Genomic DNA, 15123 nt, shown 5'->3' with positions numbered 1-15123 from the left:
AAACAATGCCCATATTGGCGGGATCAGCAAACACTTCTGGTTGAATTTCCCCGAGGGTCACTGCGAGGGAAGATCCTGCGGACATCAACGACTGATTCCGCTTTGCACTGTCTTTCGTGGTCACGCGGGATTACTCGCTTTCAACATACCGGGGCCGGTCCTCCTTCTAGACTAGCCTGTGCCCCCGACGAACCGGCCGTGAAACAGACGGTTCGGAGGAAGATTCGAGAAGCCTCCCCGCTACTATCCGACAATGATGCGCACAACAGTTGTTGGCTGTTCCAGAAGTCCATCCCCGACCTGAAGTACTACAGTTTGTCGTCCGCCCAGCTTGCGGATAAGTTTCGCGGCCCTGCTGACTTCCTCCGCGGCACTCTGTCCCTTGATCGCCAGAACCTGGCCGCTTCCGGCAAGAATAGGTATAGTCATCTCCGCAAGCCCCCCCAACGCTGATACAGCCCGAGCAGTGACCACGGTCGGGGTCACCTTACCCACGGCGTCCTCCGCGCGTCCACGGAATACCGCGACATTTCCGAGGTCGAGATCCTCAACCACTTCGTGCAACCATGTCACGCGTCGTTCGAGGGGTTCGATCAGCGTGAAGGTAAGATCGGGCCGAGCAACCGCCAAGGCGATGCCCGGCAGGCCTGCGCCGCTTCCGACGTCCGCCACTGACACCCCGGCGGGAAACAGTTCAGCGATGACCGCGCAGTTGAGCACGTGACGGCTCCACAGCCGGGGGACCTCTCGCGGCCCGAGTAAACCCCGTTCAATTCCGGTTGTTGCGAGATGTTCCACGAACCGTTCGGCGAGACCTAGCCGGTCACCAAAAATTGTCTGCGCGGCGCTGAACTCCGCTTCAGTCATGTCCACCATATGTTAGCCCTATCTTGGGGGGCTAGGAGTCAGCGGGCGAGACGACGATGTGCCGATCGGAGCCCTCGCCCTCCGACTCGCTAATCGATCCGGCCTCGGCCACAACGTCGTGCACAATCTTGCGCTCGTACGCCGACATTGGTTCCAGGGCTACGTCGTCGCCCGACTCCTTGACCTTATTGACTGCCTCGAGAGCGATCCCGCGGAGTTCCTTACCCCGCACCTCCCGGAAACCGTCGATGTCGAGAACCAGCCGTGAACGATTGTCCGTCGACGTCAGCACGGACAATCGGGCGAGCTCCTGCAGCGCCTCAAGTACCTCCCCATCTCTGCCCACCAGCCCACTCAGTGAACCACTGGGAGGGTCTTCAGAGACGATCGAGATATAGGTACGCCCGTTCCTCACCTCGATGTCGATGTCACCGTCGATATCGGCAATGTCCAGGAGTTCCTCAAGATAATCGGCTGCCACGTCGCCCTCATCCTCCAGCCGGCTGATCGTAGCTTGAGAGTCCGTTCCCGTTTCATCAGTGTCGACCACTTCTTTGGGGGTTGTCCCGGGAACATTCTCGACTGTCATTTCCGCTTCCTGTTCTTGCGCTGTGGCTGAATGCGCTGGCCCTTGGTCTCGGCGACCTCTTCCGCAACGGGATCGGCCTTCCTCTCCCCAAGCAGCGGCATCATCGGAAGTCCCTTTTTGGCACGTCTTTCGGCCAAGGCCTTGGCCGCAGGGGACCCCGGGGTAGGCATCCGGCGGATGACGTAGAACTGCTGTGCCATCGTCCAGATATTTGTTGTAGTCCAATAGATCAGTACACCGATAGGAAAGTTGATTCCACCAATACCGAAGACCAGCGGGAGGATGTAGAGCATCAATTTCTGCTGCCGCATGAAGGGGCTTTGCATGGCTTCTTCGGACATGTTCTTGGCCATAATCTGCTTCTGGGTAATGAACTGCGAAGCTGTCATGGCCAGGATCATGATCACCGACAGGATGATGACGCTGAGGTTGGCGTTGTCGCCGAAACTTCCGAGAAAGGTCGAGGATAGCGGAGCGCCAAAGATCGTGGCGTCGTCGAACTGACGCACCTCCTGCGCCGTCATCTCCCCGATGGTTTCACCGGTTTCGGAAGCGCTCGATACTCCGTTGAGTACAGTAAAAAGCGCGAAAAAGAACGGCATTTGGATCAGTATGGGCAGGCAGGCAGCAAACGGATTGGTGCCGTGCTTCTTGTACAGCGCCATCTGTTCCTGGGTCATGGCTTGACGGGACAGTTGGTCCGTTTTGCCCTTGTACTTCTTCTGCAACTTCCTCAGATCCGGCTGCAACGCCTGCATGCCGCGCTGCGCCTTGATCTGCTTGACGAAGACCGGAATAAGCGCTGCGCGGATGACAACGACGAGTCCCACGATGGACAACGTCCACGTCCAGCCGGACGCCGCATCCATCCCCAGAAAAGTAAACCCGTCGTGGAAGAACGTCATGATCCATGACACCAGCCACTGGAACGGGAAGAGGATGGTATTGAAGAAGTCCATAGCTATTTGCTCCTCAGGCCGCCGAGCGGCTCTCGTCATCAGCAGGAATCACAGGATGATTCAGCACAACAATTTTGGGTATTTTTCCAACGGCAAAAGACCGACCACCTGCGGGCACGTGGTCCACCCCACCGTCATTCCACGGATGGCATCGACAAACCCGCCAAACCGCAAGAGCACTGCCTTTGAAGGCACCGTGGATTGTTACGGCTTCCAGCGCATACGCCGAGCAGGAAGGGAAAAACCTGCATACCTGGCCATAAAGAGGGGAAATCACTACCCGATAAGACTTCAGCACTGCAATCATGCAGTTGGCTGGCAGTTCACGCAGCGCCGACACACGTGGGGCAGCGGTCGTCATGTGCTGCCTCTCTTCCTACTGGATACCGAGTCGAAGGCCCGGTCGAAGTCGCTAGCAAGCTGACTCCAGGTTGCGTCAGCGGCAGGCGGCAGCGCCCGCACCACCACGGCCAGTCCACTGGGATGCCGGGATAAGGCTGACGAAGCCATTTGTCTAAGTCTCCTCTTAACGAGGTTTCGTGTCACGGCGTTCCCTACGCCCTTGGAGACGATGAACCCGAACCTGCTCGGATCCTCCCCGGGAATAGGCGCCATATACAACACCAAGTTCCGGCGCCCAGAACGGGAGCCGGAACGTACGGTATGGGTGAAATCTGAAGCGACTCGGACCCTATTAATGCGGGACAACACTAGGATGCCCTGGACGATCGGGGTGCTTTGGCATCGTGTGCCACCAGACTGGCCCGAGGCTTCGTCAAACTAGCTTGGCCTATTTAGGCCGACAGCTCGGTGCGGCCTTTGCCGCGGCGTGCTGAGAGGATAGCTCGGCCAGCGCGTGTGCGCATCCGAAGGCGAAAACCGTGCTTCTTAGCCCGGCGGCGGTTATTCGGCTGAAAGGTCCGCTTGCTCACTGTATTTACTCCAAGACAATCTTAGGATGCGTCCGGTCTGTTGCTACAAGGGGGAAGAACAGACTGACGATTCGACGTTGATGGCTGCGGATGGAGCAGAGACCGGCACATTTCATCAACTAAAACTGATGTGCAGGCATGCAGGATGCAGACATATAGGACTACATAACGTTAGGCGACCGGTCCCATGCCAGTCAAACCGAGCGACCAACGTGCCACAACGCTTTGAACGGCTACTCTGTGGACAACTCGAAATTCTGTTGCCCTAAAAGTCCTCCGCTGACGATCGTTGGCAGACTGGACGGCCGCGGAGGCCAGCTATCTTCTGTACTACCCTTCCTCTAGTCTTGCCCAAGGGTCATTTATCCACTAGCTGTGCATAACTCTGTGGATGATGGCCATTTTCAATGGACATGGTGAAGAGGTATTTTGTGGGCCCGGACGAGATAAATGATGTAGGGAGTTCCTGGCGCAAGGTCATTCGCACCCTCGAACACGATGAAAGGGTGACACCTCGACAGCGAGGCTTCGTTGTGCTGGCTCAGGCGCAGGGGCTTATCGGCACAACCCTTCTGGTCGCCGTTCCCAACGAACTCACTCGCGAGGTTCTTCAGACGCACCTTAAGGCCGCCCTGGATGAAGCCCTCCGGGCCGTGTTTCGCGAGGATTTGCAGTGCGCTTTTGTCATCGACCCGGAGTTGACTCCGGTGGAGGTGGAAGAGACCGAACCTGTCCACACTACGGAGCCGGCGCGTGAAGAAATCAAACCCGCTCCCACACTCCCTAGTAACTCCCATGAATTTGGTCGCCTCAATCCTAAGTATGTTTTCGATACCTTCGTGATTGGATCTTCCAATCGTTTCGCCCACGCGGCGGCGGTTGCTGTTGCCGAAGCTCCGGCAAAGGCCTACAACCCTCTATTCATCTATGGGGATTCCGGGCTTGGTAAGACTCACCTCCTCCATGCCATCGGCCACTATGCCCGCCACCTTTACACCGGCATCCGGGTTCGATATGTGAATTCTGAGGAGTTCACCAACGACTTCATTAACTCGATCAGGGACGACGAGGGTACAAGCTTCAAGCAGACATATCGAAATGTCGACATACTTCTCATTGACGATATCCAATTCCTCTCGGGAAAAGACCGGACCCAGGAAGAGTTTTTCCACACATTCAATGCCCTTCACAACCACAACAAGCAAGTAGTCATCACCTCAGACCTACCCCCAAAACAACTTTCGGGGTTCGAGGAGCGGATGAGATCTCGGTTCGAGTGGGGTCTTCTCACCGATATCCAGCCCCCCGAGCTGGAGACCCGGATAGCTATTCTCCGGAAGAAGGCCATCAGCGAAGGGATGAGTGCGCCCGATGACGTCCTCGAGTACATCGCCTCGAAAATTTCAACCAACATCAGGGAGCTCGAGGGTGCCCTCATCCGGGTTACCGCTTTCGCCAGCCTCAATCGCCAGCCCGTCGACGTAACGCTCGCCGAGGTGGTTCTCAAGGACCTCATTACCGACGACGGCGCTCAGGAAATCACCTCGGCCGTCATTATGGCTCAGACCGCCGACTACTTCCAGATCAGCATGGAAGAGCTCTGCAGCAAGTCACGTACACGAACATTGGTCACAGCACGGCAAATCGCCATGTATCTTTGCCGAGAGCTGACGGATATGTCGCTGCCGAAAATCGGACAGGAACTTGGCGGTCGGGACCACACCACTGTTATTCACGCCGATCGGAAGATCCGTGAGTTGATGGCGGAGCGTCGAGCCATCTTCAATCAGGTCACAGAACTCACCAACCGGATCAAACATCGCCGTAAAGACGCCTAACTACAGCTGAAGTATTAACAGGTGTGGATATTTCTGTGGATAACTGGTCGAACAACACGTCCTTTGCTGAGGACAACTTCGCCAGGACTGTGGATCGGCTCAAAATCAAGGGATTCGCCCACACCTCACCCTGTGTTCGGCGGGCTACTATTCACACCTTCTCAACAGGCTGTGGCCCTCTACGACTAGCTGTACTTCAGTTATCCACAGTTTCAACAGGCGTTACTACCACTACGAACCTTAAATCCAAGAGTTCTTCCACATAACATTTTCCCATCAGGTTCCACCGCCACATCATCACCCGCTGCCTCTAAGAGCAGAGGCAAGGCGTCCCTCGACAGTCAGGCTAAGCTTTCTGTAAGTACTGTTGTTCCTTGCCCTGCGGCAGAGCCCCTTCCCGCTGGCCAGTAAACTTCCCAAGAATGATGTTGAGAAAGGCGGCACCCTTCAGTGAAATTCAGAGTTGAGCGGGATGTTCTGGCTGAGGCTGTTACCTGGACAGCACGTTCGCTGTCCCCCCGCCCACCGGTCCCTGTGCTTTCCGGCCTGTTGATCAAAGCAGCTGGTGGAACCCTCAGCCTTGCCAGCTTCGACTACGAAATTTCTGCTCGCCTCGAGATCCCTGCCGATATCGCTGAAGAAGGGACTATTCTCGTGTCCGGGAGGCTGCTGGCTGACATTTGCCGTAGCTTGCCGTCTGCTCCCGTTGAGGTAGAGACGGAAGGAACCAAAGTAACGCTGACCTGCCGCAACAGCCGTTTCAACCTCGCGACCATGCCGGAAGGCGAATACCCCGAGCTTCCCACACCGCCAGAAATCAGTGGCGTCGTTGACGGAGATGCATTCGCTCAGGCTGTCTCACAGGTAATCATCGCAGCGAGTCGCGACGATACCCTTCCTATTCTTACCGGGGTTCGAATGGAGATCGAGGACGATCTTATTACTCTTCTCGCAACCGACCGATACCGGCTGGCCCTGCGGGAAGTCACCTGGAAGCCCAGGACACCGGGAATCTCAACTAGCGCCCTTGTCAAAGCGAAAACCCTCAACGAAGTAGCAAAAACCCTAGGTAGCTCAGGAGATCTCAGTATTGCCCTGTCGGGTGACAGGGAACTGATCGGGTTCGAAAGTGGCGGACGCCGCACCACGTCGCTGCTCGTTGACGGCGACTACCCAAAGATCCGTGCCTTGTTTCCGGAAAGCACTCCCATCCACGCAACAGTTGAAACCAGTGTGCTGGTTGAAGCTGTCCGCCGAGTGTCACTTGTAGCGGAACGCAATACTGCCGTTCGGATGGCCTTTAGCGCGGGGCAGGTCACTCTTGATGCCGGCACAGGCGAAGACGCCCAGGCGTCCGAGGCAATTGAAGCCACTCTCGATGGAGATGACATCACCGTTGCCTTCAACCCCCACTACCTGAGCGAGGGCCTCGGCGCCTTCAGTAGCAAGTTCGTTCGTTTTTCTTTCACCACGCCTCCGAAGCCGGTAGTGATTTCCGCCCAGGAAAACGCAACCGGCGAGGATCGCACCGATTACCGCTACTTGCTGATGCCAGTTCGAATGGCTAACCAGTAAGCAACGTTGACCACCTGACCATATTGGTCGGATCCCGGTCACTGCCCACAGGAAGAGAAGTAGCAATGCACATTGGCCTCGTCGGACTTGGCAAAATGGGCTTCAACATGCGGGAGCGGCTCCGTCGGGGAGGGATAGCTGTCACCGGGTTTGACCGGAATCCAGCTATCACTGACGTCGTTTCACTCGACCTGTTGGTCGCTTCGCTCCAGACTCCGCGAGTGATCTGGATGATGGTGCCAGCCGGAGCGGCTACCGAATCTGTTGTTCAGGACCTTGCTGCACGCTTGGATGATGGTGACCTGATCATCGACGGCGGAAATTCGCGGTTCACCGACGACCAAAGGAACGCTGAACTGCTCGCCGCGCGGGGCATCGCTTTTGTCGATTGTGGTGTTTCTGGAGGCGTGTGGGGCCTTGAAAACGGCTATGGCCTGATGGCGGGTGGCACTCCCACCGACGTGCAACGTGTCCTCCCTGTCTTTGATGCGCTTCGGCCAGAGGGGCCCCGCGAGGAGAGCTTCGTCCATGTCGGGAATGTAGGAGCGGGCCACTACGCCAAGATGGTCCATAATGGCATCGAATATGGGTTGATGCAGTCCTATGCTGAAGGATATGAGTTGTTGGCAGCAAAGGACATCATCAAAGATGTCCATGGCACTTTCCAGGCCTGGCAGCATGGAACAGTTGTCCGGTCCTGGTTGCTTGATCTTCTGGTTAAGGCCCTCGAAGACGACCCAGCGTTGACCAGGACTGCAGGATATGTTGAGGACTCAGGTGAGGGACGGTGGACTGTCGAGGAAGCCATCGCCAGCGAGATTCCGGTACCCGCGATCACGGCTGCGCTGTTTGCCCGGTTCTCATCCCGGCGGGACGATGCCCCAGCCATGAAGATGGTTGCAGCGCTTCGCCACCAGTTTGGTGGACACGCGGTTCGTGCCCCCAAGGAATCCGCGTGAGTGGAGCACAGTGTACGTCCAGCATCTATCACTGACAGATTTCCGTAGTTATGGCCAGGTCGAAGTACCGCTTGAGGCTGGAATCACGGTCTTTGTAGGGCCCAATGGGGTAGGCAAAACCAACATTGTCGAGTCTATCGGTTACCTTGCCTCGATGTCCTCGCATCGGGTCAGCACGGATAAGCCACTCATTGCATTCGGCGCCGAACGCGCCCTGGTCAGGGGAAGATTGGTCCGCGGCACCCAAACTACCAGCGTCGAGGTCGAAATCAATGCTGACCGCGCGAACCGGGCCAGAATAAATCGAGCCAACCCGGTGCGAGCCGGCGATGCAGCGGGAATACTCCGGACTGTTCTCTTCGCACCGGAGGACCTCGCCCTGGTCAAGGGGGATCCCTCGAACCGACGTCGTTTCGTCGACGAGTTGATGGTGACATTGCTGCCGCACCGGGCAGGGATGAACGCCGACTACGAGCGGGTGCTCAAGCAGCGGAATGCTCTCCTCAAGTCTGCCCGGAACAGTGGAAAGTTCTCCGCCTCCCATGAAGCCACCCTCGACGTGTGGGATCAGCATCTAGCTCAAACGGGGGCCAGGTTGTTGCATGCGCGGTTGGCGCTGTTGGCACAACTACAGCCACATTTGGAACGCGCATATCGTCAGTTGACCGATGGATCAAAAACTGCGGAAGCAACCTATCGCTCCACCCTGTCGGGTCCCGCAGCCGACGGCGCGCCCGGTGAAGACAAATCCCTAGGTTCGCTTGGAGTGGAGGACCTGACGGACAAGTTCATCGCCGAACTTCTTACCCAACGGAAGAGGGAGCTCGACCGGGGGATTTCATTGGTTGGGCCCCACAGGGATGATGTGGAATTGATCCTCGGTGGAACTATTGCCAAGGGGTACGCCTCCCATGGAGAAACCTGGTCCCTGGCCTTGGCGTTGAGGTTGGGCTCGTACTACCTGTTGATGGATGACGACCAGACGCCCGGGGCTGGCCCGGTACTCATTCTTGATGATGTTTTCGCTGAGCTTGATACAAGCCGGCGTAGGAAGCTCGCCGCAATTGTGAGCGGGGCTGAACAGGTATTGGTGACAGCGGCAGTTAGTGCAGACATTCCTGAGGCTCTTGCGGGACGCCAATTCCAGGTTGTTCCGGGAGGACTGGTTCATGGCGGTGCCTAGGGAACCGGCACAAGACAGCGACACCCCCGCAGGGTCGGATGAGAATGATCAACCGGTAGTCAATGATATTCAATTGAATGCGCCACAGTCACTGCTCAACCGGGTGCGGGATGCCTCCAAGAGTCGTGGAAACACCCGGTTACCCGCGAGCCAGCGAGCAGTCGTTGTGCCTAAACGCCGGCAAACAGGGGCGATTACGTATTCCGGACGCGATCCAGAAGGCGTGGGAAATGTGTTCAACAGGTTACTGAGTGAACGAGGTTGGAAGTCGCCGGTAGCTGTAGGAGCGGTGCTGGCGCGCTGGGATGAACTCGTTGGACAAGAAATTGCGGTCCATTGCCGGCCGGAAAGTTTCGACGGCAATACGGTCCTGGTCCGGTGTGATTCGACAGCATGGGCTACCCAGCTGAGGTTGATCAGCCCGATGTTGATTCAGAAGTTCGACACGGAGCTAGGCTCCGGCGTCGTCACCCGTATTTCGGTGCTTGGACCGGCTTCCCCAAACTGGCGCAAAGGGGGGCGGACCGTAAAGGGAAGGGGGCCCCGCGACACCTACGGATAGGACACGGTACCGATGCATTGGACCGGCCTCTTGCGAGTTCGGTAAACGCCGTGTAGGGCTGTGAACTCCCCGCAGGACGTATCCGTCCCTAGCGGCCTCCCCCGGGAGCCTCCTAACCGGCTTTATTCGCCAGTAGAGGGCTATTTAGTGCCGAATTGGCCATGGGGGCAGGGTAGAATGGGGAGTGGGCATTCCCGAGGGGATGCCTTTGACCTGTTGCCTGCTCCGTAGGCGTTAGACAGAGAAGTTAATTACCTAAAGATTCCTACCTTTGAGGAGCCGACAGCGCCTGTGGCTAATGACAATGAGCTGGACGCCAAAACCCAGGGCACTCCGCAGTCTGCTGCAGGAGCCCAAAATGGGACCACCGGATACGACGCGAGCGACATTAGCGTCCTGGAAGGTCTTGAGGCGGTTCGCAAACGCCCGGGCATGTACATTGGTTCGACCGGCCCACGCGGGCTCCATCACCTGGTTAATGAGGTGGTTGACAACTCGGTCGATGAGGCGCTTGCTGGGCATTGCGACACCATCAGGGTGACCTTGCTGGCGGACGGGGGCGTCCGGGTCATTGATAATGGACGCGGAATCCCAGTGGACATGCACCCCACCGAGGGGCGGCCTACGGTTGAGGTTGTCATGACAATCCTTCATGCCGGCGGTAAGTTCGGCGGGGGTGGCTACGCGGTGTCGGGTGGCCTGCACGGCGTCGGTATATCAGTGGTCAACGCCCTGTCGTCGCGGGTGGAAACCGAAGTGAAACGTCAAGGGTACGTCTGGAATCAGTCCTTCGCCGATGGAGGTAAGCCGGTTGGTGAGCTACGCCGGGGGGCCGAAACCACCGAAACAGGGACCACCCAGACGTTCTATCCTGACGCCACGATTTTCGAGACCGTGGAGTTCGATTTTGAAACCCTCCGTGCCCGGTTCCAGCAAATGGCCTTCCTGAACAAGGGGCTTCGCATCATCCTCGTGGATGAGCGGGCCACCGAGGTGGAAACCGAGGAGATCGCTGAGACCTCAGCTGGCGGCGCTGTGGAAGAGGACGCTCCGAAGCACCGTCAGGTGGACTACATGTATGAGAACGGGTTGCTTGACTACGTCAATCACCTGAACTCATCCAAGCGAGTCGATGTGATTCACGAGGACGTCATCGGGTTCGAAACTGAAGACACCGACCGCAAGATCGCCGTTGAAGTGGCCATGCAGTGGACCAGTGCGTATTCAGAAAGTGTTCATACCTACGCCAACACCATCAATACCCATGAAGGCGGTACACACGAAGAGGGTTTTCGTGCGGCGATGACATCCCTCATCAACCGCTATGCGCGGGATAAAAACATCATCAAGGAAAAAGACGAAAACCTCACCGGCGATGACATCCGCGAGGGCCTGACGGCAGTTGTCTCTGTGAAGCTTTCCGAACCGCAGTTTGAAGGCCAGACGAAAACCAAACTGGGCAACTCGGAAGCCAAGGGCTTTGTTCAGCGGGTGGTCACCGATCAGCTTGGTGACTGGCTGGAACGCAATCCTGGTCCGGCACGGGACGTGATTCGCAAATCAATCCAGGCTGCGCAGGCGCGGCTCGCTGCGCGGAAGGCCCGCGAATCGACTCGCCGCAAAGGCCTTCTCGAATCGGGGGGCATGCCCGGCAAGCTGAAGGACTGCCAATCGAAGGATCCTTCGAAGTCGGAAATTTACATTGTGGAGGGCGATTCAGCAGGTGGTTCGGCCGTTCGAGGCCGTAACCCTGACACTCAGGCGATCCTTCCCCTGCGCGGCAAGATCCTGAACGTTGAACGGGCGCGGCTCGATCGCGCCTTGGGTAACAGCGAAGTGCAGGCCATGATTACCGCGTTCGGCGCCGGAATTGGCGAGGACTTCGACGTCGCGAAGGCCAGGTATCACAAGATCGTGTTGATGGCTGATGCTGATGTTGATGGCCAGCACATCACCACGCTGCTCCTGACCCTTTTGTTCCGCTATATGAGGCCATTGATTGAAAACGGCTACGTCTATCTGGCGCAGCCACCCCTCTACCGGATCAAGTGGTCCAACGCCACCCATTCTTATGTCTTCAGCGACCGTGAACGGGATGAAGTCATCAAGATGGGGCTGGCCAACAATCAGCGGTTGCCCAAGGACAACGGTGTGCAGCGGTACAAGGGCCTCGGGGAGATGAACTACACCGAACTTTGGGAGACCACCATGGATCCCGATAACCGCACGCTGCTGCAGGTTACGGTCGACGACGCGGCCGCAGCGGATCAGACCTTCTCGGTCTTGATGGGTGAAGATGTCGAGTCCCGTCGAAACTTCATTCAGCAGAACGCGAAGGACGTTAGATTCCTCGATATTTAGGGAGCACGGGCGACGTATTACGTCACAGCGACCTCCAACGGCCTTGGTACTTAGACACTGAACGGAACTAACGTATGAGCGACGAAGAAACACCCGACCTTCCCCTCGAAGGGCGTGTCCTCTCCGATCGAGTAGAACAGGTCGACCTGCAGACGGAGATGCAACGGTCTTACCTGGACTACGCGATGGCAGTCATTGTTGGTCGCGCGCTGCCTGACGTCCGTGATGGGTTGAAACCAGTTCACCGGCGGGTTCTCTACGCAATGTTCGACGGTGGATATCGCCCGGACCGTTCCTTTAACAAGTGTGCCCGCGTGGTGGGTGAGGTCATGGGTCAGTACCACCCCCACGGTGATACTGCGATCTACGACGCGTTGGTCCGCCTGATTCAGGACTGGACCATGCGGTACCCGCTGGCTCTGGGGCAGGGTAACTTCGGGTCACCCGGCAATGACGGAGCGGCCGCTCCCCGGTACACCGAAACCAAGATGGCTCCGCTCGCGATGGAGATGGTCCGCGACATCGACGAAGAAACCGTCGATTTTCAGGACAATTACGACGGCAAGAACCAGGAGCCGACGATCCTCCCGGCCCGATTCCCCAACCTGCTTGTCAACGGATCATCGGGTATAGCCGTTGGCATGGCCACCAACATCCCACCACACAATCTCCGCGAGGTTGCCTCAGGTGTTCAGTGGTACCTGGAAAACCCCGACGCCACCAAGGAAGAGCTTCTAGAGGAACTTTTGGTGCGCGTTAAGGGCCCGGACTTCCCGACGGGGGCGCAGATTCTGGGCCACAAGGGAATCGAGGACGCCTATCGGACCGGGCGTGGATCAGTCACGATGCGTGCCGTGGTCAATGTTGAGGAAATTCAGGGCCGCACCTGCCTGGTGGTCACCGAGTTGCCCTACCAGGCCAACCCCGACAACCTGGCTATCAAGATTGCTGATCTGGTCAAGGACGGCAAGATCAGCGGGATCGCCGATCTCCGCGATGAAACATCGGGTCGGACCGGACAGCGCCTGGTGATTGTTCTGAAGCGGGACGCTGTCGCCAAGGTGGTGCTGAACAATCTCTACAAGCACACCCAGCTCCAGGACAACTTCAGCGCCAACATGCTGGCCATCGTCGACGACGTACCCCGCACGCTGAGCCTTGATGCCTTCATCAGGCATTGGGTCACCCACCAGCTCGAGGTCATCGTCCGGCGGACGCAGTATCGGTTGCGGAAAGCTGAGGAAGCAGCCCACATATTGCGCGGCCTACTGAAGGCACTTGACGCACTCGATGAAGTTATTGCCCTGATCAGGAGGTCATCAACTGTCGAAGACGCCCGCCACGGGTTGATGGGGTTGCTGGCTATCGATGAGATCCAGGCGCAGGCCATCCTGGATATGCAACTACGCCGCCTCGCTGCCCTGGAACGCCAGAAGATCCAGGACCAGCACGCGAAGTTGGAGGCGGAGATCACGGAATACCAGAAAATCCTGGCCTCCAACCAACTGCAACGGGATATTGTCTCCACCGAACTCCGCGAAATCGTCGATAAGCACGGCGACGACCGCCGCACCGAAATCCTGATGGGCTTCGACTCGGACATGAGCATGGAGGACCTGATCCCCGAGGAAGAGATGGTTGTGACCATCACCCGCGGCGGTTACGTCAAAAGGACCCGTAGCGACAACTACCGACAGCAGGCGCGGGGAGGCAAGGGCATCAAGGGTGCCCAGCTCCGCGGGGATGACGTCGTCGAGCACTTCTTTGTCACCACCACCCACCACTGGTTGCTCTTCTTCACCAACCTGGGACGGGTCTACCGGGCCAAGGCGTACGAGTTGGTCGAGGCAGGACGGGACGCGAAGGGTCAACACGTAGCTAACCTGCTTGCTTTCCAGCCTGACGAATCCATTGCTCAGGTCCTGGATCTGCGTGACTACCAACAGTCTCCGTATCTGGTCCTGGCAACCAAGCGCGGCCTGGCGAAGAAGACCCGGCTGGAGGATTACGACACCAACCGTACGGCCGGGGTCATCGCCATCAACCTGCGCGACGGCGACGAACTGGTTTCCGCTCAGCTGGTCTCTGAAAGCGATGACATGATGCTGGTCTCGCGTAAGGGGCAGTCCCTCCGATTCACGGCGACAAATGATGCGCTACGGCCTATGGGCAGGGCAACATCGGGTGTCACTGGCATGAAGTTCCGCGACGACGATGAATTATTGGCCGCCAATGTGGTCACCGACGAATCATTTGTGTTCATTGTGACGGAGGGCGGGTTCGCCAAGCGGACCAAGGTCGAGGAATACCGCGTACAGGGTCGAGGTGGTCTGGGGATCAAGGTGGCCAAGCTCGCTGAGGAACGGGGCGACCTGGTTGGGGCGCTGATTGTTCAGGAAGAGGATGAGGTGCTCGTGGTGATGGGCGGCGGTAAGGTGGTTCGCTCAGCTGTGACTGGAGTTCCGGCCAAGGGCCGCGACACTATGGGTGTCATCTTCGCCAAGCCCGACAAGAAGGACCGCATCATCGCCGTCGCACGCAACAGCGAGCGAGGACTGACGGTGGAGGATGGTGCCGAGGACCCGGGGACCGAAGGAGGCGAATCACTGGGGGCAGTGACCGATGAAGTACCGTTGACGTCAGAAGAAACGACTGAGCGGGAAGCGCAGTCACCAGATAATGGAGGTACCGAGTGAGCTCGCCCAACTCTAGCCCACGGGCAACCGGAGGATCGGTCAGACAGACTGGTACCGGACCCCGCGTAAACGCTCCCGCACGGCCAACCCAGCGGCCAGCTGGTGCCGCCCCCGGTACACGCCCCGGAGCTGTACGTCCTGGGCTGGTGAAACCAGCACCCAAAGCCAAGGCGCGCAAGGCAAGACTTCTGGTGAGCAAGGTGGACCCTTGGTCTGTCCTGAAGATGTCATTCTTGCTATCGGTCGCCTTGGGGATAGTGACAGTGGTTGCAGCGATCGTCATTTGGACGGTGCTGGACCTCACAGGGATTTTTGATGGAGTGAATGACCTGCTGCGTGAGATAGCGGGTTCTGAAAGTGGAGGGTTTGATCTCCGCCAGTTTGCTTCGCTCGGTCAGGTGGTGTCCTTCGCAACAATCATTGCCGTCGTCAATGTGGTGCTCTTGACTGCTCTGGCCATGTTATCGGCCGTGCTGTACAACATTTCGTCGACGTTGGTCGGCGGTATTGGGGTTACTCTCACCGACGACTGACCGTCCAGGTGAGGGCCTGTTTGCGAACGATTTGATGATTGCCGAGATACTCCTGTAAAGTCGTGTTTC

14 protein-coding genes are annotated in these 15123 nt (G+C 57.7%); 8 read left to right on the top strand and 6 right to left on the bottom strand.

From position 1 onward, the window contains the following. Positions 1–243: 243 nt before the first annotated feature. From rsmG to rpmH, 6 genes are all read right to left on the bottom strand, one after another. The gene (gene rsmG / locus ACX80O_RS04905) at positions 244–876 is read right to left on the bottom strand and encodes a 16S rRNA (guanine(527)-N(7))-methyltransferase RsmG (protein ID WP_459332728.1); all 633 of its coding nucleotides are present in this window, start codon (positions 874–876) and stop codon (positions 244–246) included. Positions 877–898: 22 nt separating this feature from the next. After that, positions 899–1456, bottom strand: coding sequence for a Jag family protein (locus ACX80O_RS04900; RefSeq protein ID WP_459307483.1), 558 nt, complete (start codon positions 1454–1456; stop codon positions 899–901). After that, a complete protein-coding gene (gene yidC / locus ACX80O_RS04895; RefSeq protein WP_459307482.1) occupies positions 1453–2415 on the bottom strand; it encodes a membrane protein insertase YidC in 963 nt (320 codons plus the stop codon). Before yidC ends, ACX80O_RS04900 begins: the two co-directional genes overlap by 4 nt. Positions 2416–2428: 13 nt before the next feature. Further along, positions 2429–2776: a membrane protein insertion efficiency factor YidD gene (gene yidD / locus ACX80O_RS04890; RefSeq protein WP_459307481.1), complete on the bottom strand. Its 348-nt coding sequence runs from the start codon at positions 2774–2776 to the stop codon at positions 2429–2431. After that, entirely contained in the window at positions 2773–3126 is a 354-nt protein-coding gene (gene rnpA / locus ACX80O_RS04885) for a ribonuclease P protein component (RefSeq protein WP_459307480.1), read from the bottom strand. Before rnpA ends, yidD begins: the two co-directional genes overlap by 4 nt. Positions 3127–3209: 83 nt before the next feature. After that, positions 3210–3347 carry a 50S ribosomal protein L34 gene (gene rpmH, locus ACX80O_RS04880; RefSeq protein ID WP_022892375.1) on the bottom strand — a complete coding sequence of 46 codons (138 nt, stop codon included), beginning with the start codon at positions 3345–3347 and terminating at the stop codon, positions 3210–3212. Between the two features lie 413 nt (positions 3348–3760). Between rpmH and dnaA the strand changes: the two genes are divergently transcribed. The 8 genes from dnaA to ACX80O_RS04840 all read left to right on the top strand — a co-directional run bounded on the left by dnaA (position 3761) and on the right by ACX80O_RS04840 (position 15054). Beyond that, on the top strand, positions 3761–5185 hold the full coding sequence (dnaA, locus tag ACX80O_RS04875; protein ID WP_459307622.1) for a chromosomal replication initiator protein DnaA: 1425 nt from the start codon (positions 3761–3763) through the stop codon (positions 5183–5185). A gap of 450 nt (positions 5186–5635) precedes the next feature. Next, positions 5636–6760, top strand: coding sequence for a DNA polymerase III subunit beta (dnaN, locus tag ACX80O_RS04870; RefSeq protein ID WP_459332727.1), 1125 nt, complete (start codon positions 5636–5638; stop codon positions 6758–6760). A gap of 65 nt (positions 6761–6825) precedes the next feature. Then, complete coding sequence (gnd, locus tag ACX80O_RS04865; RefSeq protein WP_459332726.1) at positions 6826–7719, top strand: phosphogluconate dehydrogenase (NAD(+)-dependent, decarboxylating); 894 nt, start codon at positions 6826–6828, stop codon at positions 7717–7719. A 10-nt stretch (positions 7720–7729) separates the two neighbouring features. Further along, positions 7730–8902, top strand: coding sequence for a DNA replication/repair protein RecF (gene recF, locus ACX80O_RS04860; protein ID WP_459332725.1), 1173 nt, complete (start codon positions 7730–7732; stop codon positions 8900–8902). Continuing rightward, positions 8889–9464, top strand: coding sequence for a DciA family protein (locus ACX80O_RS04855; protein ID WP_459307476.1), 576 nt, complete (start codon positions 8889–8891; stop codon positions 9462–9464). Before recF ends, ACX80O_RS04855 begins: the two co-directional genes overlap by 14 nt. Before the next feature lie 291 nt (positions 9465–9755). Continuing rightward, on the top strand, positions 9756–11825 hold the full coding sequence (gyrB, locus tag ACX80O_RS04850) for a DNA topoisomerase (ATP-hydrolyzing) subunit B (RefSeq protein WP_459332724.1): 2070 nt from the start codon (positions 9756–9758) through the stop codon (positions 11823–11825). 74 nt (positions 11826–11899) lie between these two features. Further along, positions 11900–14521, top strand: coding sequence for a DNA gyrase subunit A (gyrA, locus tag ACX80O_RS04845; protein WP_459332723.1), 2622 nt, complete (start codon positions 11900–11902; stop codon positions 14519–14521). Then, positions 14518–15054: a DUF3566 domain-containing protein gene (locus tag ACX80O_RS04840; protein WP_459307473.1), complete on the top strand. Its 537-nt coding sequence runs from the start codon at positions 14518–14520 to the stop codon at positions 15052–15054. Before gyrA ends, ACX80O_RS04840 begins: the two co-directional genes overlap by 4 nt. The last annotated feature ends 69 nt before the right edge of the window (positions 15055–15123 follow it).

The sequence above is a fragment of the Arthrobacter glycogeni genome, from assembly GCF_054511155.1.
The sequence above is the reverse complement of the archived record's forward strand: the minus strand, read 5'-3'. Positions and strand labels throughout refer to the sequence as shown.

What these genes read in the sequence shown, in the direction of transcription:
- ACX80O_RS04855 (WP_459307476.1), top strand. Translation starts at nt 8,889, where the DNA reads ATGGCGGTGCCTAGGGAACCGGCACAAGACAGCGACACCCCCGCAGGG.
- dnaA (WP_459307622.1), top strand. Translation starts at nt 3,761, where the DNA reads ATGGTGAAGAGGTATTTTGTGGGCCCGGACGAGATAAATGATGTAGGG.
- gyrA (WP_459332723.1), top strand. Translation starts at nt 11,900, where the DNA reads ATGAGCGACGAAGAAACACCCGACCTTCCCCTCGAAGGGCGTGTCCTC.
- yidD (WP_459307481.1), bottom strand. Translation starts at nt 2,776, where the DNA reads ATGACGACCGCTGCCCCACGTGTGTCGGCGCTGCGTGAACTGCCAGCC.
- rsmG (WP_459332728.1), bottom strand. Translation starts at nt 876, where the DNA reads ATGGTGGACATGACTGAAGCGGAGTTCAGCGCCGCGCAGACAATTTTT.
- ACX80O_RS04900 (WP_459307483.1), bottom strand. Translation starts at nt 1,456, where the DNA reads ATGACAGTCGAGAATGTTCCCGGGACAACCCCCAAAGAAGTGGTCGAC.
- gnd (WP_459332726.1), top strand. Translation starts at nt 6,826, where the DNA reads ATGCACATTGGCCTCGTCGGACTTGGCAAAATGGGCTTCAACATGCGG.
- yidC (WP_459307482.1), bottom strand. Translation starts at nt 2,415, where the DNA reads ATGGACTTCTTCAATACCATCCTCTTCCCGTTCCAGTGGCTGGTGTCA.